This window comes from Novimethylophilus sp. (assembly GCF_036504375.1).
Taxonomy (GTDB): domain Bacteria; phylum Pseudomonadota; class Gammaproteobacteria; order Burkholderiales; family Methylophilaceae; genus Novimethylophilus.
On sequence record NZ_DASXVH010000026.1, the window covers coordinates 36,376 to 54,773 of the forward strand.

General features: G+C 60.0%; 19 protein-coding genes. 18 read left to right on the forward strand and 1 reads right to left on the reverse strand.

Annotated features, from left to right (window positions below):
- Position 1 precedes the first annotated feature (1 nt).
- Positions 2-1,393 carry an ethanolamine ammonia-lyase subunit EutB gene (locus tag VGK14_RS02485; protein WP_331507346.1) on the forward strand — a complete coding sequence of 464 codons (1,392 nt, stop codon included), beginning with the start codon at positions 2-4 and terminating at the stop codon, positions 1,391-1,393.
- Positions 1,390-2,229: an ethanolamine ammonia-lyase subunit EutC gene (eutC, locus tag VGK14_RS02490; RefSeq protein ID WP_331507347.1), complete on the forward strand. Its 840-nt coding sequence runs from the start codon at positions 1,390-1,392 to the stop codon at positions 2,227-2,229. The genes VGK14_RS02485 and eutC overlap by 4 nt, the downstream gene beginning before the upstream one ends.
- Before the next feature lie 6 nt (positions 2,230-2,235).
- Here eutC and VGK14_RS02495 read toward each other — a convergent pair whose 3' ends face one another.
- Positions 2,236-3,213, reverse strand: a complete 978-nt coding sequence (locus tag VGK14_RS02495) for a helix-turn-helix domain-containing protein (protein ID WP_331507348.1) — start codon at positions 3,211-3,213, stop codon at positions 2,236-2,238.
- Positions 3,214-3,496: 283 nt separating this feature from the next.
- On the opposite strand from VGK14_RS02495, the gene rlmD reads away from it, so the two are divergent.
- From rlmD to VGK14_RS02575, 16 genes are all read left to right on the forward strand, one after another.
- Complete coding sequence (gene rlmD, locus VGK14_RS02500) at positions 3,497-4,807, forward strand: 23S rRNA (uracil(1939)-C(5))-methyltransferase RlmD (protein WP_331507349.1); 1,311 nt, start codon at positions 3,497-3,499, stop codon at positions 4,805-4,807.
- 26 nt (positions 4,808-4,833) lie between these two features.
- A complete protein-coding gene (locus tag VGK14_RS02505; RefSeq protein WP_331507350.1) occupies positions 4,834-4,992 on the forward strand; it encodes a hypothetical protein in 159 nt (52 codons plus the stop codon).
- Between the two features lie 9 nt (positions 4,993-5,001).
- Positions 5,002-6,435 (forward strand): ABC transporter substrate-binding protein, encoded by a 1,434-nt coding sequence (locus VGK14_RS02510; RefSeq protein WP_414691693.1) that lies wholly within the window; start codon positions 5,002-5,004, stop codon positions 6,433-6,435.
- A 13-nt stretch (positions 6,436-6,448) separates the two neighbouring features.
- Positions 6,449-7,066: an FMN-binding negative transcriptional regulator gene (locus VGK14_RS02515; RefSeq protein ID WP_331507351.1), complete on the forward strand. Its 618-nt coding sequence runs from the start codon at positions 6,449-6,451 to the stop codon at positions 7,064-7,066.
- Between the two features lie 42 nt (positions 7,067-7,108).
- Positions 7,109-7,588 (forward strand): L,D-transpeptidase, encoded by a 480-nt coding sequence (locus VGK14_RS02520; protein WP_331507352.1) that lies wholly within the window; start codon positions 7,109-7,111, stop codon positions 7,586-7,588.
- Between the two features lie 5 nt (positions 7,589-7,593).
- On the forward strand, positions 7,594-8,511 hold the full coding sequence (gene nikB, locus VGK14_RS02525) for a nickel ABC transporter permease (protein ID WP_331507365.1): 918 nt from the start codon (positions 7,594-7,596) through the stop codon (positions 8,509-8,511).
- 85 nt (positions 8,512-8,596) lie between these two features.
- Positions 8,597-9,382, forward strand: a complete 786-nt coding sequence (locus VGK14_RS02530; protein WP_414691695.1) for an ABC transporter permease — start codon at positions 8,597-8,599, stop codon at positions 9,380-9,382.
- Between the two features lie 4 nt (positions 9,383-9,386).
- The gene (gene nagZ, locus VGK14_RS02535) at positions 9,387-10,442 is read left to right on the forward strand and encodes a beta-N-acetylhexosaminidase (RefSeq protein ID WP_331507354.1); all 1,056 of its coding nucleotides are present in this window, start codon (positions 9,387-9,389) and stop codon (positions 10,440-10,442) included.
- An 86-nt stretch (positions 10,443-10,528) separates the two neighbouring features.
- Entirely contained in the window at positions 10,529-11,254 is a 726-nt protein-coding gene (locus VGK14_RS02540; RefSeq protein WP_331507355.1) for a hypothetical protein, read from the forward strand.
- A 111-nt stretch (positions 11,255-11,365) separates the two neighbouring features.
- Entirely contained in the window at positions 11,366-12,055 is a 690-nt protein-coding gene (locus VGK14_RS02545; protein WP_331507356.1) for a Bax inhibitor-1/YccA family protein, read from the forward strand.
- Positions 12,056-12,230: 175 nt separating this feature from the next.
- Positions 12,231-13,892 (forward strand): flagellar basal-body MS-ring/collar protein FliF, encoded by a 1,662-nt coding sequence (fliF, locus tag VGK14_RS02550; RefSeq protein WP_331507357.1) that lies wholly within the window; start codon positions 12,231-12,233, stop codon positions 13,890-13,892.
- A 2-nt stretch (positions 13,893-13,894) separates the two neighbouring features.
- Positions 13,895-14,890 carry a flagellar motor switch protein FliG gene (gene fliG / locus VGK14_RS02555; RefSeq protein ID WP_331507358.1) on the forward strand — a complete coding sequence of 332 codons (996 nt, stop codon included), beginning with the start codon at positions 13,895-13,897 and terminating at the stop codon, positions 14,888-14,890.
- 23 nt (positions 14,891-14,913) lie between these two features.
- Positions 14,914-15,552, forward strand: coding sequence for a flagellar assembly protein FliH (locus VGK14_RS02560; RefSeq protein WP_331507359.1), 639 nt, complete (start codon positions 14,914-14,916; stop codon positions 15,550-15,552).
- A gap of 94 nt (positions 15,553-15,646) precedes the next feature.
- On the forward strand, positions 15,647-17,059 hold the full coding sequence (fliI, locus tag VGK14_RS02565) for a flagellar protein export ATPase FliI (RefSeq protein ID WP_331507360.1): 1,413 nt from the start codon (positions 15,647-15,649) through the stop codon (positions 17,057-17,059).
- Positions 17,059-17,520 (forward strand): flagellar export protein FliJ, encoded by a 462-nt coding sequence (gene fliJ / locus VGK14_RS02570; RefSeq protein WP_331507361.1) that lies wholly within the window; start codon positions 17,059-17,061, stop codon positions 17,518-17,520. Before fliI ends, fliJ begins: the two co-directional genes overlap by 1 nt.
- Before the next feature lie 56 nt (positions 17,521-17,576).
- Positions 17,577-18,398, forward strand: an 822-nt coding sequence (locus tag VGK14_RS02575) for a flagellar hook-length control protein FliK (protein WP_414691694.1), incomplete at its 3' end; no start/stop codon positions are given.

Genomic DNA, 18,398 nt, shown 5'->3' on the forward strand with positions numbered 1-18,398 from the left:
CATGCAATATCGTTACGCCATCGGATTGCACACCTACCATTTTGCCGATCTGAAGGCGTTGCTGGCCAAGGCCACGCCCGGCAGGTCGGGCGACTATCTGGCCGGGATCGCCGCGGAGACGGCTGCCGAGCGGGTGGCGGCCAGGATGTGCCTGGCCGAGGTACCGCTCAAGCGCTTTCTGCAAGAGCCGGTGATTCCGTATGAAGACGATGAAGTCACGCGTCTGATTGTCGATACGCACGATGCGCAGGCCTTTGCCGAAATCAGCCATTTGACGGTGGGCGATTTCCGCAACTGGCTGCTGTCGGAGGCTGCCGATACCGCCGCCTTGAGCCGGCTCGCCCCCGGCATCACGCCGGAAATGGCCGCCGCGGTCAGCAAGCTGATGCGCAATCAGGATTTGATCCTGGTGGCGCGCAAATGTCGCGTGGTGACGGCTTTTCGCAACACCATCGGCTTGCCCGGCCGCATGTCCACGCGGTTGCAGCCCAATCATCCCACCGACGACGTGCGCGGTATCGCCGCTTCCATTGTCGACGGGCTGCTGTATGGCGCGGGCGATGCTGTGATCGGCATCAATCCCGCCACCGATAGCATCCCCGCGCTGATGGATCTGTATTATCTGGTGGACGAAGTGATCGGCGAGTTCGCCATTCCCACCCAATCCTGCGTGCTGACGCACGTGACCAACCAGATTCAGGTGATGGAAAAAGGCGCGCCGGTGGACCTGATTTTTCAGTCCATCGCCGGTACCGAACAGGCCAATCGCGGTTTCGGCATCGATCTGGCCATCCTGCGCGAGGCGCAGCAGGCCGCGCTGTCGCTGAACCGCGGCACGGTGGGCAATAACGTGATGTATTTCGAAACCGGGCAGGGCACGGCGCTTTCCGCCGATGCCCATTTCGGCGTGGATCAGCAGACCTGCGAGGCGCGTGCGTACGCCATCGCCCGGCACTTTTCACCGTTGCTGAGCAATACCGTGGTCGGCTTCATCGGGCCGGAGTATCTGTACGACGGCAAGCAGATCATCCGTGCCGGCCTGGAAGACCATTTCTGCGGCAAATTGCTGGGCGTGCCGCTGGGTTGCGACGTTTGCTACACCAATCACGCCGAAGCGGACCAGGACGACATGGATAACCTGATGACGCTGTTGGCCGTGGCTGGCATCACCTTTATCATCGGTGTGCCGGGCGCGGATGACATCATGCTGAATTACCAGAGCACCTCATTTCACGACGCCCTTTACCTGCGTAATGTGTTGGGGCTGCGGGCGGCGCCGGAGTATGAACAATGGCTCAAGAAAATGAACATCATGGATTCGGGCGGCGCGATACGGCCGGTGGAGCCGGCGCATCCGCTGCTCGCCAGGATGCCGAAGGCGCTCCCGGCATGACGGAAAACCCCGCTGCGACTGTCGCCGGTCCGATGGTTGCCGGCGAGGCTGCCTCAAAAGCGCCGGTTTCAAAAGATCCGTGGGAGCATCTGAAAAAATTTACGCGGGCGCGCATTGCGCTGGGTCGGGCGGGCAACAGCATGCCCACCGACGAGGTATTACGTTTCGGTTTCTCCCATGCGATGGCGCGCGATGCGGTGCATCTGCCGCTGGATGTTGATGCGCTGTGCCGGTCGCTGGGGGATGCCGGGTTTGAAACCCTGCGCGTGCGGAGCGCAGCACCGGATCGCGCTGCCTACCTGCTGCGGCCCGACCTGGGACGGCGCCTGGATGCGGATGCCGCCGCAACTTTGCAGGATTACCCGCACAAGGGCTTCGACCTGTCGATCGTTGTGGGAGACGGTCTGTCGTCGCTGGCCATCAAGAACCATGCGCAGCCGCTGCTGGAACAGCTGCGCGCGGTGACGCCGCCCGCATGGAACGTCGCACCGGTGGTGATTGCCACGCAGGCGCGTGTTGCCTTGAGCGACGCCGTTGCCGAAGCGCTGCATGCGCGCGTGGTGGTCATGCTGGTTGGCGAGCGCCCCGGTTTGACTTCCCCGGACAGCCTTGGGGTTTACATCACCTATGCGCCGCGGACAGGGCGCCAGGATGCGGAACGCAACTGCATTTCCAACGTGCGTCCCGAGGGATTGAGTTATGGGGCGGCAGCGCGCAAGACGCTGTGGCTGGTCAGTGAGGCGATGCGGTTGAAAGTGTCGGGCATCGGATTGAAGGACCAGAGCGATATTGCCGAGATCGGTGCGGTGGCGCAGCCCAGGTTGTCCGGCGAGTAGCGCGCTTTACCGGTTGCTCCGGGAATGGCACTGGTGCTGGCGACGCCAGGTATCCGAAGGCAATTCGCCAAACAGTTTTTTGTATTCCTGCGAAAAATGCCCGAAGTGCCAGAATCCCCAGGCGGTGGCAGCTTCCGTCACGGAATGCGCATCTTTAAGCAGTTGGTGTACGCCATTGAGCCGTTGCGCGCGCAGAAAAGCGACCGGGTTCATACCCAGCAATTCCTGAAAGCAATACTGCAGGGTGCGGCGACTGACGCCGAGGTGCATGCAGAGCGTCTCGACGCTTACCGGGGCGTCCGCCATGCCGGACAGGTAATCGCGCGCCTGCATGACGATTTTCCAGCGCCGGCGCGGAGTGAGGCGATCCTCATCCTCAGCGGCCGGAACGTCGGCCAGAACCTCTGCAACATGCGTCAGCGTGATCTCCCGCAATCTTCGGCGGAAACGGATGTCCTGCAACAATGCCGGCGATTCCCGGCATGGATTGAATACGTCGCGCATGAACTCCCGTACCGCGTGGATTTTTTGCGGCCGCACGCATTTCAGATGAGCATGGGAGATGTCTGTGATGACCGATTCCTGGGAGGCTTCGGGGAGCCTTTCGATCAGGGCATCCCTGGATACCGCGATCCCGCCCATCATCAACCCGGGAGGGGAGAGGAATTCAAATCCGCCGGAACCGGAAAAAATATGCGCGGATGCACTGTGCATGGCGTTGCCGCAAAACAGCCCATGCCCTTCGGTGGCAAGCGGAATGCCGATGGCAACTACATTGGCCGCGAGATTGCCGCTCTGGAACAGTACCCGGCTGGTGGATTCCTCGAACAGGTGGATGTCGTCGAACAGCAGTTCCGAAATGGATCCGCTGAAAGCCCCGGAAGACAATTGCGCGTAATGCTGGTTCCATCCTTGGAGCAGCGAAGCCTGTTCGGCGAAATCCCGAGTGTGAACCTGTTTCAGACATCCTGAAATTATAGTCATGGCGTCCTGCGTTCGATCAGCTTCAGAGTTCGATGGTTAGGAAACCCGGTTGCACAGGTTATCCATTGCTATGTACCTAAAAATAGCAATAAATGAGCCAGCCCAAGTATGCGGTCATTACCGGCGATTTTGCAAGAAATACGGAATAAATTGCGCTTGCAATACTCATTGGCAATGCACCTCTTCAGTGCGTTGCTTATATCCGAGGTGCAGATGGATGAATGTGCCGGATCGGGCGCTATTGAGCAGATAGCCCGCCTTCTGCGGTAAAATCGCAACTCTTATGCAAAATCCCATCGCAACCATCGAATCGCTCGACCAGGAAGGGCGCGGCGTCGCCCATGTCGAGGGCAAGGTCATTTTCATCGAAGGCGCGCTGATCGGCGAAAAAGTCGCCTACACCAGCTACCGCAAAAAACCCAGCTACGAATTCGCCCGCATCGAACGCATCGTCAAGGAATCTTCCAGCCGCGTTAAGCCCAAATGCGTGCATTTCGGCATGTGCGGCGGCTGCGCGATGCAGCACCTGGAGTTTTCGGCTCAGGTCGCCGTCAAGCAGCGCGTGCTGGAAGACGGTCTGTGGCACATCGCCAAGGTGAAGCCGGAATCCATGCTGCCGCCGGTATACGGCCCGGCCTGGGGCTATCGCCATCGTGCCCGGCTGCGCGCGCGCTATGTACCGGGCAAGGGCGGGGTGCTGGTGGGTTTCAATGAAAAACACTCCAGCTTTGTCGCGCATCTCAAGGGCTGCGAGGTGCTGCCGCCGCATATTTCCGCGCTGATCGTGCCGCTGCAGGAACTGGTGATGCAGCTTTCCATCCGCGACCGCATGCCGCAGATCGAAGTCGCGGTAGGCGATGACATTTCGGTGCTGGTGTTCCGCATCCTGGAGCCGGTGAGCCCCTCGGACGAGGCGCTGCTGCACGCGTTCGGCAACCGCCACCGCGTGCAGATCTGGCTGCAATCCAAGGGCCCGGAAACCGCCACGCCGCTCTATCCGCTGGATGCGCCGGAACTGACTTATTCGCTGCCGGAATTCGACCTGGTGTACCCCTTCATGCCCACCGAGTTCACCCAGGTCAACCCGCGCATCAACCAGATTCTGGTGCGCCGCGCGCTGGCGCTGCTCGCCCCGCAATCGAATGAGCGCATCGTCGACCTGTTCTGCGGCCTGGGCAATTTCACGCTGCCGATCGCCCGCTGCGGTGCGCAGGTGCTGGGCCTGGAAGGCTCCGCCTCGCTGGTGCGCCGCGCCCGGCAGAATGCCGAAAGAAACGGCCTCACGCAGCAAACAGAATTCCGCGACGTCGATCTGTTCGAGATTACGCCGGAAGAGCTGGCCGCGCTGGGCCGCTTCGATAAATGGCTGATCGACCCGCCGCGCGACGGCGCGCTTGAAGTCATCAAGGCCTTGCCGGATGACGGTGGCAATCGCCCGGCGCGCATCGTGTACGTGTCCTGCAATCCGGCCACGCTGGCGCGCGATGCCGGCGTGCTGGTGCAGGCCAAGGGTTACCATCTGGTCGCCTGCGGCGTGGTCAACATGTTCCCGCATACGGCGCATGTGGAATCGGTGGCGATCTTTGAGTTGTAAATGATGCTCTCTCCGGAGGATCCGTCATGGTCGAACGCAACGAAAGACTGGTCTACGATGGCAGCAAGCGGCGCACCCCCGACCGCCGCCAAACCCAGCGCAGAAAATCCGACATGGTGAAAACCTATCTCAAATATCTCGCCGTGGCCGTGGTGGTCGCGGTGCTGGTTAAGCTGCTCGGCTGATCCGCTGACGTGAGGTATCTGGCAACGGCATGGGCATTGTGCTGCCTGGCTCTTCTCGGCTGTACGCGGACGGTGGCTTCATCCGAGATCCGCATGGCGCTGGCCCAGGCGCCGCTGACCCTCGATCCCCGCTACGCCACCGACGCCGCTTCCGAAAGAGTCAACCGCCTGATCTACCGGCCGCTGGTGGATTTCGACGCCCATTTCCGCCCGGTGCCCGCGCTGGCCGGCTGGAAATGCGCCGACGCGCTGCATTGCAGGTTTTCTCTGGGGCAAGACGGACGGCGTTTCCATGACGGTTCCGCGCTCACTGCCGAAGACGTCGCGGCCACCTATCGGTCCCTGCTGGAGCTCAAGGATTCCCCGCACACTGCCGAGTTTGCCAATATCGCCGAGGTAAAGGCGGCGGATGCCGATACCGTGGATTTCACGTTGCGTGCTGCCGATGCCCAGTTCCCCGCGCGCCTTATCATCGGCATCCTGCCGGCCCGGCTGATCGCGCAGCATCACGATTTTGCCCGGCATCCGGTGGGCAGCGGGCCGCTGCGGCTCACGGCATGGAGCAAGACGCTGAAACTTGAGCGCACAGCCGACCACAGACGCATCGTTCTGGAGGAAGTGCGCGACCCCACGGTGCGCGTGCTCAAGTTGCTGCGCGGCGAGGCAGACCTGCTGCAAGGCGATTTGCCGCCGGAGCTGGTGGCCTACCTCAAGCGCCAGGCCGACGTCACCGTGCGGGAAACGCCCGGCGCCAACTTTTCTTATCTCGGCTTCAACCTGCAAGACCCGCTGCTCAAGGATGAACGAGTGCGCCGCGCAGTTACGCTGGCCGTCGACCGCGGCGCTATCATCCGCAACGTGCTGGTCGGCGGCAGCCGTCCCGCCGCGGCCATCCTGCCGCCGGAACACTGGGCCGGCAACGCTGGCTTGCCGCCGTATGCCTATGATCCGGCCCAGGCGCGGGCTTTGCTGCAACAGGCGGGTGTCAAGCTGCCGCTGAAACTGGTCTATAAGACTTCCACCGACGCCCAGCGCGTGCGGCTCGCCACCGCGATGCAGGCGCAGATGCGGCCCGCCGGCATCGCGCTGGAAATCCGCAGCCTGGATTGGGGCACGTTCTTCGATGATGTCAAGCATGGTAAATTTCAGCTCTACGGGCTGACTTGGGTGGGCATCAAGACGCCGGAGATCTATCGGCTGGCGTTCCATAGCGATTCAATGCCGCCGGCGGGCGCCAACCGCGGACATTTGCAGGATAAGCAGCTGGACCGGCTGATCGAAAACGGCGACTGGCGCGGCGCCACCGCCCGCGCGCATCAACTGCTGCCTTACGTGCCGCTGTGGTACGAAGGGCAGTTTGCGGCGATGCGCAAAAATATTGCAGGCTACCAGCCCAGAGCCGACGGTAATTGGGATAGTCTGGCAACCGTAACAAAACAGTGAGGACGGAAGTTCCATGTACATTCCCAAGTATTTCAATGAGGATGACGGCGAACGGCTATACGCGCTCATCGAAAGCCATTCCTTCGGAATGCTGGCTACGGTTGAACATGGGTTGCCTTATATCAGTCATCTTCCTTTTTTGTATGAAAAACATGGCGCGCATGGCAAGTTGATAGGCCATCTGGCCCGCGCCAATCCGCAGTGGCAGCATTTGGCGCAAGAACAAAAGGTGCTGGTGGTTTTTCAGGGGCCGCACACGTATGTTTCCCCTTCATGGTATGCCGCGCCAGGTGTGCCTACCTGGAATTACGCGGTTGTCCATCTCTATGGGACCGCGAAAATTATCCAGGATGAGGCGCGGGTGATCGGCATTGTCGAAAAGCTGACGGAGAAGTATGAGGCGAATGCTCCAAATCCATGGCAGCCTCGGCTGAAAGAAGGGGATAGCGCGCGCATGCTCGGCATGATTGCGGGTTTCGAGATTGAAGTGACTGAAATCCAGGGAAAATTCAAATTAAGCCAGAACCGCAGCATTGAAGACCGGCGCGGCGTTGTCGGGCATTTGAGCCAGTCCGATTCAGTGGCTGATCGGGAAGTCGCGGCCTTGATGCAGGCTTATTTCAATGAATAGGCTGGGCTGAATGAAGCCTCTGCGTTTGCCTATGGATATCGCATGCACATAGTCATTTCCATATCGGATCAAATCCTGACCCTGCGCGATGATATGGGTGAGAGTTTGGCCGTCTATCCGGTATCCACCGCGCTGAACGGTCCGGGCGAAGCCATGGATAGCGGCTGCACGCCGCGCGGGCGGCATGTCGTGCGCGCCAGGATCGGTGCCGGGCAGCCATTGGGCGCGGTGTTCGTCGGCCGCCGCCCGACCGGCGAAATCTGGACGCCCGGGCTTGCCGTCCGTGAGCCGCAGCGCGACTGGATACTGACGCGCATCCTCTGGCTTTCCGGCTGTGAGCCGGGCGTGAATCGCCTCGGCCATTGCGACTCCATGCAGCGCTACATTTACATCCACGGCGCGCCGGACAGCGAACCGATGGGTATCGCGCGGTCGCACGGCTGCATTCGCATGCGCAATGCCGACGTCGCGGAGCTGTTCGACAGGGTTCCGGCCGGCACGCCGGTGATGATCAAAGCTTGAATGCGCTGCTGAAACGGCTGGCCGGCGTGGTGCCGGTGGTGTTCGGCGTCTTGCTGCTCACGTTTCTGCTGGTGCACCTGGTGCCCGGCGACCCGGTCGAGGTGATGCTGGGGGAGTCGGCCACCACGGCCGATCGCGGCCAGTTGCGCGCCGACCTCGGGCTGGACCGGCCGTTGCCGGTGCAGTTTGCCGTTTACTTAGGCAAGCTGGCGCATGGCGATTTCGGCCATTCCATCCATACCCGCATGCCCATCGCCGAGCTGCTGGCGGAGCGTATTCCGGCGACCGCAAAACTGGCGGCGCTGGCCCTCGTCATTGCGCTGCTGATCGGCATGCCGCTGGGCATCGCGGCTGCGCTCAACCATCTGCGCTGGCCGGATAACCTGGCCACGCTGTTTGCGCTCACGTTGTCGGCGATGCCGCATTTCTGGCTGGGGCCGCTGTTGATGCTGGTATTCGCATTGTGGCTGGGGCTGTTGCCGGTGAGCGGCATGGAAAGCGGCGCATCCATTTGGCTACCGGCGTTGACGCTGGCTTGCGGGCTGGCGGCCATTCTTACCCGCATGACCCGCGCCAGCATGCTGGAAAGCCTGGGCGAAGACTTCATCCGCACCGCCCGCGCCAAGGGCCTGCCGGAACGCGTCGTGGTGCTGCGCCATGCGCTGAAAGCCGCGCTGCTGCCGGTGGTCACGGTAGTCGGCCTGCAGTTGGGCTCGCTGCTGGCCGGCGCGGTGATTACCGAAACGGTGTTCGGCTGGGACGGCGTGGGACGGCTCTTGGTGGAGTCGATCGAGAAGCGCGATTACCCGGTGACCCAGGCTTGCGTGCTGGTGATCGCGATGACTTATGTGCTGGTCAATCTGGCCGCGGATCTGGCCTATGCCCGGCTCGATCCGCGCGTGCGGTTTGAAAGTATGAATTAACCGCCGATAGACGCCGATGGACGCCGACAAAGATCATTTCCCCAGTTGCTACCGATTTATTATTCATCGGCGTTCATCGGCGTTCATCGGCGGTTTCCCATTAGCCGTTCTTCTGTTCTGGACCGTTGCCGCGTTGACAGCGCCGTGGCTGGGCACGTCACCCGACGCCATTCATCTGGACAGAGTCCTGACCGGGCCGGGGGCGTCGGCCTGGCTGGGCCATGACGATCTCGGCCGCGACATCCTGGCGCGGCTGCTGGCCGGTGCATCCATCTCGCTGACCGTGGCGGCGCTGGTGACGCTGGTCACATTTACTCTGGGTACGCTGGTAGGCCTCGCTGCCGGTTATTACGGCGGCTGGCTGGATCGCCTGCTGATGCATGTCACCGACGTGTTTCTGGCTTTTCCGGGTATTTTATTGGCGATCGCATTTGCCGCCGTGCTCGGCCCCGGCATCGGCAACCTGATCCTGGCGCTGTGCCTGACGTCGTGGGTGGGTTATGCGCGGCTGACCCGTGCGCAGGCGCTGTCGCTGCGCGGCAGGCAGCATGTACTGGCGGCGAAGGTGCTGGGCGCCAGCACGCCGCGCATCCTGCTGCGCCATATGCTGCCGTTGCTGGCCGCGCCGTTGCTGGTGGAAGCGACTTACAGCATCGCCAGTCTCGTTGTAGCTGAAGCCAGCCTGTCTTTTCTCGGCCTCGGCATCCAGCCGCCGCACGCTTCCTGGGGTGCGATGCTGCGCGACGGGGTGCGCTATCTGCTGGTGGCGCCGCATTATGTGCTGGCTGTGGGCCTGAGTTTAATGTCGCTGGTGTTGGCGGTAAACGTAATGGGCGATAAACTGCGCGACACTCTGGACGTAAAAAGGTAAAACCATGTCGCTCGGCCCCATCATGCTCGATATCGAGGGCACCGAACTCAATGCGGACGATGTCCGCCGTTTGCAGCACCCCTTGGTCGGCGGCGTTATCCTGTTCAGGCGCAACTACCAGTCGCCGGCGCAACTGAAGGCGCTTACCGCGTCCATTCATGCACTGCGCCAGCCGCCGCTCTTGATCTCGGTGGATCACGAGGGCGGCCGTGTGCAGCGCTTCCGCGACGGTTTCACCCGTATTCCGCCGATGCGCGAACTGGGCAATATCTGGGACCGCAACCCCAAGAAAGCCCGACAACTGGCCGAACTGGCTGGCTGGGTGCTGGCTGCCGAGTTGCGCGCGCACGGCGTGGATTTCAGCTTCACGCCGGTGCTGGATATCGATTTTGGCAGCAGCGGCGTCATCGGCGACCGCGCCTTTCACCGCAAGACCGAAGCCATCGCCGAACTGGCGCAGTCGCTGATGGCGGGACTCAAGCATGGTGGCATGGCGGCGGTGGGCAAGCATTTTCCCGGACACGGCTTTGTTGCGGCCGATTCGCATACCGAAATCCCGGTGGACGAGCGCCTGTTCAGCCAGATCGAACAGGATGATCTCGAACCTTTCCGCCGCATGATCGATGCCGGTATGGTAGCGCTGATGCCGGCGCACGTGATTTATCCCAAGGTGGACGGCAAGCCGGCCGGCTTTTCCAGCATCTGGCTGCAGCAGGTGCTGAGAAAGCATCTCGGCTTCCACGGCATGATCTTCAGCGACGATCTGGCGATGGAAGGCGCGACCGTGGCCGGCAACGTCACCCAGCGCGCGCTGGCCGCCTTGAATGCAGGCTGCGATATGGTGCTGGTATGCAATCGGCCCGAGCTTGCGGACGAGTTGCTGGATACGCTGCAGTGGAAAATGCCGGCACTCAGCATGGCGCGTCTGGCACGCATGCACGGCAAACCGCATCCGCCGACCACGGACGAATTGCACGAAGACCCGGAATTTGTCATGGCGCTGCAGCAGGTGGCATCCATCGGCATCGTCGAGGGCGATTTGCAACTTACTGACGGGTAAAAGAAATTCTGCTTCCTGGCTTGATCTTTATGTGTTCGTGACTTATACTCGAACCAGTTCAGCATCATTAAGGACACGGGGATCAAGTGGCAATATCCGGCACCTCCGTTTCAACCTCCAGTACGATTGATGTCTTTGCGGCGCAATCGCAGGGCAGCAATGCGAGTCAAAATCCCGTTCTTCTCGATCAGCGCAAGGGAAGCAGCGCTATTGCCAAGCTCAGTCCGTTCGGAGTCGTCAGATTTTCACTAGATGATCTGCAGGCCAGGGCACAGGCGCTCAAGGACTTCAGCCGGCCACCCAACCTGGGGGATTTCAAGGTCGCAGTAGAAGGTGTGGTCGGTTCCCTCAACTCCCTCCGTCAAGCGGCGGCTGCCGCCAGTTCCGACAATCGCGCCAGGCAGACCCTCGGCAATGTCGATCAAGCCATTGCCGGCAAGGATGGCGCAGGGGCATCCGCATTGCTGAAGTCCGGCGTTGAACGCCAGAAGGACGGTAGTTTTGCCGTCAATCAGCAGCGGCTCGACAAGGCATTTGAGAATGACCGGGCGAATACGCTGGCGGCATTTTCCGGACTTGCTTCCCGTCTTGAAAAGGTGAATGACAAACCACTTTCCAGTAGCGGCATTAGCGACCAAAACCGGAATAACTTGAGTCATCGCCCGAGTGCCGTCGAGAGCGACCATAACGATGCCCAAAGGGCAGTTGCACAAACCGCTTCCCGGCAGGCGCTGGCTGCGCAGCAGGCATCGGCGAGCAGCTTCGCTGCCCGTAATGCCGTGGCTACTTATTTCAGCGTCGGTTCTTTTTGAATTCGCATCTCCGGTTGAGTACGCATCCCCGGATTCCGGCAAGCTTGAAACTTTCGCCGGCATTGGTTAGTCTTACAGCCAGATATTTTTCAACCACAGGAAATCAACCTTATGTCATCTGAATACCAACTTGCCGGTTCGCCGACTGCAACCGCGCTGGGCACTCACAAAGTTTTGCGCAACACTTATATGCTGCTGGGCTTGTCGATGCTCCCCACTGTGGCAGGCGCGCTGGCCGGCATGAGCATGAATTTTTCTTTCATGGCCTTGCACCCGTTCATGGCGATGCTGGTAATGCTGGCGGTAATGTTCGGGTTGTTCATGGGGATCTCTGCAAATCGTAATTCTGCGGTCGGGGTCGTGTTGCTTCTGGCTTTGACAGGTTTCATGGGCCTGATGCTGGGCCCCATCCTGCAAGTGGCATTGCACTTGAGAAACGGTGGTCAAATCGTCGGGCTGGCAGCAGGTGGCACAGGGGTTATTTTCATGAGCCTGGCGGGCATAGCCACAGTGAGCAAGAAGGATTTCAGTTTCCTCGGCAACTTCCTGTTCATCGGCCTGATCCTGCTGGTCATCGCTTCGTTCGCCAATCTGTTCTTCCAGATTCCGGCAATGGCGCTGGCGCTGTCGGGAATTTCGGTGCTGCTGTTTTCCGGTTATATCCTGTACGACGTCAGCCGTATTGTCCAGGGCGGTGAAACCAATTATGTGATGGCGACGCTAGCGCTTTATCTGGATATCTATAACTTGTTCGTCAACTTGCTGAGCCTGTTGATGGCATTGTTGGGCGAGCGCGATTGAGTTGAGGCGATATACAAATTTCGCGGTTAGACGCGAATAAAAAGTCGGGCGGGCCGCACGCAAGTGGGCCCGCTTTTTCATTGTCGATGCGATAGTCAGGCAGCCGTTTGGGTGCCTTTTCCTTTACAATGGCGGGGCTCCCGCAACCGCCGTTGCGATTAACTTTTAGAACAATATGGCCGAGGCATCCGGACAATCTCTGAGCGCGCTGGTGCGCGGATTCAACGACCTTCCACCGGGCCGTAAAGTCGGGCTGATGGTGGCAGTAGCGGTAGTAGTTGCCATTGTCGTCGGTTCCTGGATCTGGGTGCAGACCCCCGATTACCGCATTCTCTACAGCAACCTCTCCGACCGCGATGGCGGCGCGGTAATCGATTCCCTGCAGAAACTGAATATCCCGTTCAAGATGGCCGAGGGCGGCGGCGCCATCACGGTGCCGTCCGGCATGGTGTACGAAGCCCGCCTCAAATTGGCCTCGCAGGGGTTACCCAAGGGCGGCGCGGTAGGGTTCGACCTGATGGATAACATGAAGATCGGGGTTACCCAGTTTCAGGAGAATATCGCCTATCAACGCGCGCTGGAAGGTGAGATTACCCGCACCGTCGAAGCTATCTCTTCGGTGCAGGGCGCGCGCGTGCATTTGGCGATTCCCAAGGAAACCGTTTTCGTCCGGGAGCAGCAAAAGCCTTCGGCTTCCATCCTGATCAATCTCTATCCCGGACGCACGCTGGAAAAGGCCCAGGTGGAGGGTGTCGTGCACCTGGTGGCGAGCAGCGTGCCGGACATGCCACCGTCCAATGTTACGATCATCGACCAGAACAGCACCTTGCTGACATCCAATAACAAGCAGAACTCGCTGGGGCTGGACTCCAGCCAGCTGGAATATCTGCATGAAGTGGAGCAGACGTATATCCGTCGCATCGAGGATATTCTGGCGCCGATCACCGGCCCAAATAATGTGCGTGCGCAAGTGACAGCCGATGTCGATTTTTCGATGACCGAGCAGACGGCTGAAACTTACAAGCCCAACCCGACGCCGCAGCAAAGCGCCATCCGCAGTTCGCAAACGTCGGAGACGCAATCGGACACCGGAGCTGCGGCAGGGGGTGTGCCAGGCGCCTTGTCGAACCAGCCGCCGGGCGGCGCAACCGCACCGATTAACGCGCCTGGCGGGCGGGCCGGTGCAAATAATGCAGCAGCCGGCGCAAGCGGCACGACTCACAAGGAATCCACCACTAATTTTGAACTGGATAAAACCATCAGCCATGTGCGTGCCTCTGTTGGCAGCATTAAACGGCTTTCAGTGGCGGTCGTCGTCAATAACAGAGGTGAAAAGGACAAGAAGGGCAAAGTTAACTACCGTGCCCTGACCAAAGAGGAGTTGATGCAGATTTACAACCTCGCGCGCGAGGCCATGGGCTTCAACCAGACGCGAGGCGATACCCTGAATGTGGTCAATGCGTCGTTCAATCCGGGCGAAGAAGCGTCGACCGTGAGTGCGCCGATATGGAAAGATCCGGCCATGGTCGCGCTGGCCAAGGATGTGGTGAAATACCTGATTATCGCCGGCATCCTGATATACCTGGTGATGGGGGTGATCCGTCCAGCCTTGAGCGAATTGGCGGCGGCAGGAGAAGCGCATCGCATGCGCCTGGAGCGGAAGGAGCTCGAAGAGAGGGAGTTGGAGTTAGGTGGGCACGGCGGAGATGTGGTGCATATTGGCGGCGGCAGACGCGCGCACAGTTATGAAGATGATATGCAAATGGCCAAGGACATGGCCAAGGAGGATCCCAAGATTGTCGCCAACGTCGTGAGAGACTGGGTGTCCAAGGTATGAGCATGGATGATGAAGGCGTTCGCAAGAGCGCAATCCTGTTGATGAGCATCGGCGAAGAGGAAGCCGCCAATGTGCTCAAGTTTCTTGGGCCGAAAGAAGTGCAGAAAATAGGCACGGCGATGGCGGCGTTGTCGAACGTCACGCACGAGGAGATTCAATCGACCTTACGCGATTTTCGTGCGCAAACCGAGGAGCGCACCACGCTTGGCATGGCATCGGACGAATATATTCGTGCGGTATTGACCAAGGCATTGGGTAACGACAAGGCCGCCAACCTGATTGAACGCATCCTGCAGGGCGGAGATACCAGCGGCATCGAAAGCCTTAAATGGATGGATGCGACTTCCGTGGCCGAATTGATCAAGAACGAGCATCCGCAGATTATTGCCACCATCCTGGTGCACCTCGAGTTCGACCAGGCCAGCGAGATTCTCGGCCATTTCGTCGAGCGCTTGCGCAACGATGTCATGGTGCGGATTGCCACGCTGGATGGTATTCAGCCGCACGCATTGCGCGAACTGAACGACGTGCTGACCAAGCTGCTGTCCGGCGGAGACCATATCAAGAAAACTGCGATGGGTGGCATCAAGACCGCTGCGGAAATCCTCAACTACATGGGAACCGCGGCGGAGAGCAGCATCATTGGCAACATCAAGGAGCTCGATGCCGAACTGGCGCAAAAAATCCAGGATGAAATGTTCGTATTCGAGGATGTGATCAAGATTGACGATCGTGGTGTTCAACTGTTGTTGCGTGAGGTGCAATCGGAATCGCTGATCGTGGCATTGAAGGGCGCTACACCGGAATTGCGCGAGAAAATCTTCAAGAACATGTCCCAGCGAGCCGCGGAAATGTTGCGCGACGACCTCGAAGCCAAGGGGCCGGTACGGCTTTCCGAAGTCGAGGCGGAACAGAAGGAGATCCTCAAGATCGTTCGCCGTCTGGCCGACGAGGGGCAGATCGTGCTGGGCGGCAAGGGCGAAGAGGCATTCGTGTGATGGTCATGGGCGATACGATTTAAATGGCCGGGAATTTCACCCCCGGTGAAGATTTACCGGATCTTCTGCGCTGGAAGCCAAAAGACCTGGATGGTCACGACCGTCAGCAAGTAAAGCTGCCCACGGCTGAGGAATTGGAGCGGGTGCATCATGATGCGCACCGCGAAGGCTATGAGGCAGGATACCGCGAGGGCATGGCTACCGGCTATCAGAATGGGCTGGCCAAGGCCCAGGCGGAAGCGGAACGCTTGCGCATGCTGATAGCTGGGCTTGAGTCCGCGATGAAGAGTCTGGAGCAGGAGTTGGGGCATGAGTTGCTGGCGCTCTCGCTGGATATTGCCAAGCAAATGCTGCGGCAGGTATTGAAGGTGAAGCCGGAATTGCTGCTTTCAGTGATCCGGAGCGCGATGGAGAGCCTGCCGCAAAATACCCAGCATCCTCATATCCATCTGCATCCGGAAGATGCCGTGCTGGTCCGTGAATTGCTGAGTGCCGAGCTTACCCATGCCGGCTGGAGGCTGGTAGAAGATCCGCGCCTCGGGCGCGGCGGCTGCCTGATAGAGACCGCTTCTGCCGAGGTGGATGCCAGCCTGCCCAGTCGCTGGCAGCGAATTGCTGCAGCGTTGGGGCAGAATAATTCGTGGCTGGAAGATGCCGAATAGTTGTACCGCGTTAAACTGGCAAGAGGCGTACAGTAAATGCGCGCACGCCAACGACTATGACTGATTTCGGTTCGATGCCAACTTGACCACTCCGATGCTAGAGAACTGCCGCAACCTGCTCGGCAACTGCCGTGAGGCATTGCCGCGTATCTCGCCGTGGATGGTTACCGGCCGCCTTACCAGGGTGGCGGGGCTGGTGATGGAGGCGGTCGGAATCAAGGCTCCGGTCGGTAGCGTTTGCGTAGTGTCGCTGCCGGACGGCCAGAGCGTGGATGCGGAGGTGGTCGGGTTTTCCGGTGAGCGCCTTCTGCTGATGCCGTCTACGGATGTCTATGGTGTTCATCCGGGCGCGCGCGTGGCGCTGCTGGAAACCGCCCCGCCTCATCCCCAGGCCGGTCAATTGCTGCATTTATTCCGGCGCCGCACCGAAGACCGCGTCAAGCAAGTGCCGGTGGGGCCTGAACTGCTGGGGCGCGTCGTGGATGGCAGCGGTCGCCCCTTGGACCAGCTAGGCCCGTTGCATCTCGCCGAACGCACGCCCTTGCAAAGTCGCCCGATCAACCCTCTCACGCGAGCCCCCATTAATCAAACGCTGGACGTGGGGGTGCGCGCCATCAACGCCCTGTTGCCGGTGGGGCGCGGCCAGCGCATGGGATTGTTCGCGGGCTCCGGCGTCGGCAAGAGCGTGCTGCTGGGCATGATGGCGCGTTACACCAACGCGGATGTCAATGTGGTGGGACTGATCGGCGAGCGCGGGCGCGAGGTCAAGGAGTTCATCGAGCAGATCCTGGGCGAGGAGGGGCTGGCGCGCTCGGTTGTAGTCGCGGCGCCGGCCGATACCTCGCCGCTGTCGCGCCTGCACGGCGCGGCGTATGCGACAGCGATCGCGGAATATTTTCGCGACCAGGGCAAGAACGTGCTGCTGATTATGGATTCACTCACGCGATACGCCCAGGCGCAGCGCGAAATCGCGTTGGCGGTTGGTGAGCCGCCGGCGACGCGCGGCTATCCGCCTTCGGTATTCGCCAAGCTGCCGCAATTGGTGGAGCGTGCCGGTAACGGCAGCGACGGGGGCGGTTCCATCACCGCTTTCTACACCGTGCTGGCGGAAGGGGATGATCAGATGGACCCCATCGCAGATGCCGCGCGCGCCATCCTCGACGGCCATATCGTATTGTCGCGTTCGCTGGCGGATTCCGGGCATTATCCGGCAATCGATATCGAGGCTTCGATCAGCCGCGTCATGCCGGCGTTGTTGTCGGAGGAGGAACTCAACCTGGTGCGCCGCTTCAAGCAGCTATATTCCCGCTTTCAGCGTAGCCGCGACCTGATCAGCGTCGGCGCCTATGTGCGCGGCAGCGACGCTGAAATCGATGAGGCAATTGCAATCTATCCACGCCTGGAGACTTTTCTGCGGCAAGCGATTCCTGAGCATTTTAATGTACCCGACAGTCGCAGCCAGCTTGCCGCATTGCTGGGCGGCGAGACAACCGAAAGCTTTATTTAATGGCCACCTTTCGCCTGCAGCCACTAGTCAAGTTTGCAGAGGAGCGTAGCGAGTCGGCGGCACAGGAGCTGCAGCATCTGCGGGGCCAATGGACGCAGGCTGAAGAAAAGTTGCGTCAGCTCGAGAGCTATCTTGCGGACTATCATTCGCGGCTGGTCAACAATAGCGCCGGCGGCATGACCGTGCATGCGATGATGGATTTTCAAAGATTCATTGCCAAACTCGAACTGGCAATACGCACGCAATCGATTGAAGTACAGCGCTGCCAGCAGCGTTGGGAGGATGCGCAACTGCTCTGGCAAGAGCGCGAGCGCGAGGTCAAAGCCTATCATGTGCTGCGCGAGCGGCACGAATGCAGCGAATTGCAGAAGGAAAACCGCCGCGATCAGAAGGTTCAGGACGAGTTTGCCCAGCATAATCTGAGACGCCGTGCCGCCGAGGATGCGCCGCCTCACAAGTAATCTTTGGCATATAGATTGCTTTAAGTCGATTAACTGATTAATTGGCAACCGGCAATATGGAAAACCTGGCAGTTTCATCTCAGCTTTCTACCCATGGTACGAACGCGCAGAATGTCGAAACATCCAATGTGGGCGCGTCATCCGATATCGCTGCCGCGGAGGCGCCGGCCGCCGGCAATTTCGGCGTTCTGCTAGCCAAGCAGATCGCGTTGGCTGCTCCGCAAGCTGCCGCAACTGCAGAGGCTGCGCTGAAAGGAACCACGAAAGGAACGGAAGCCGAGGATGGTGATGTGCAGGATGCCGCATCGTTGCTGGGGATGCTTCCGCAGGTATTGGTAGATCCCGCCCTGATCCCGATGCAAAAAGTTCTACCAGCTGTTTCGAGTGCTCCCGCAGCTTCCGCGGCAGGATTATCTGAGGCGCTGGCTAATGTAAAAGTGGCAAGCGGCAAAGAATTGCCGGTTGGTAATGCCGGTTCGGTTGATGCGACCGCTGCAGCGAATTCCCGGATTTTGCCGGAAACATCGGATATGCCGGATCTGGCTGAGCCGAGGCAATTGCAATTCGGTGCTGTACTTGCCGAAAAAAAGGCCGATCTCGTCTTGCCGGACACGTCGCTAGCACAGACACAGAGCAGCTCTGTCCCCGCGCAACAATTGCAGGCAAGTTTATTGACTACGGATAAAGTGCCGGCAACCAGTCAACCAGGTTTGTCTGTTCCGCAGCGAGTGGGGGCGGAAAACTGGGGCACGGGTCTCGGCGATAAAGTGGTGTGGATGGTGGGAAATCAGACGCGCGGAGCCGAAATCCATCTGAATCCCCCGGCTCTTGGGCCATTGGAGGTGCGGGTTAATATCGCGGATGGTCAGGCCAATCTG

Coding starts and splice junctions, on each gene's coding strand:
- VGK14_RS02485 (WP_331507346.1), top strand. CDS start 2: ATGCAATATCGTTACGCCATCGGATTGCACACCTACCATTTTGCCGAT.
- eutC (WP_331507347.1), top strand. CDS start 1,390: ATGACGGAAAACCCCGCTGCGACTGTCGCCGGTCCGATGGTTGCCGGC.
- VGK14_RS02495 (WP_331507348.1), bottom strand. CDS start 3,213: ATGACTATAATTTCAGGATGTCTGAAACAGGTTCACACTCGGGATTTC.
- rlmD (WP_331507349.1), top strand. CDS start 3,497: ATGCAAAATCCCATCGCAACCATCGAATCGCTCGACCAGGAAGGGCGC.
- VGK14_RS02505 (WP_331507350.1), top strand. CDS start 4,834: ATGGTCGAACGCAACGAAAGACTGGTCTACGATGGCAGCAAGCGGCGC.
- VGK14_RS02515 (WP_331507351.1), top strand. CDS start 6,449: ATGTACATTCCCAAGTATTTCAATGAGGATGACGGCGAACGGCTATAC.
- VGK14_RS02520 (WP_331507352.1), top strand. CDS start 7,109: ATGCACATAGTCATTTCCATATCGGATCAAATCCTGACCCTGCGCGAT.
- nagZ (WP_331507354.1), top strand. CDS start 9,387: ATGTCGCTCGGCCCCATCATGCTCGATATCGAGGGCACCGAACTCAAT.
- VGK14_RS02545 (WP_331507356.1), top strand. CDS start 11,366: ATGTCATCTGAATACCAACTTGCCGGTTCGCCGACTGCAACCGCGCTG.
- fliF (WP_331507357.1), top strand. CDS start 12,231: ATGGCCGAGGCATCCGGACAATCTCTGAGCGCGCTGGTGCGCGGATTC.
- fliG (WP_331507358.1), top strand. CDS start 13,895: ATGGATGATGAAGGCGTTCGCAAGAGCGCAATCCTGTTGATGAGCATC.
- VGK14_RS02560 (WP_331507359.1), top strand. CDS start 14,914: ATGGCCGGGAATTTCACCCCCGGTGAAGATTTACCGGATCTTCTGCGC.
- fliI (WP_331507360.1), top strand. CDS start 15,647: ATGCTAGAGAACTGCCGCAACCTGCTCGGCAACTGCCGTGAGGCATTG.
- fliJ (WP_331507361.1), top strand. CDS start 17,059: ATGGCCACCTTTCGCCTGCAGCCACTAGTCAAGTTTGCAGAGGAGCGT.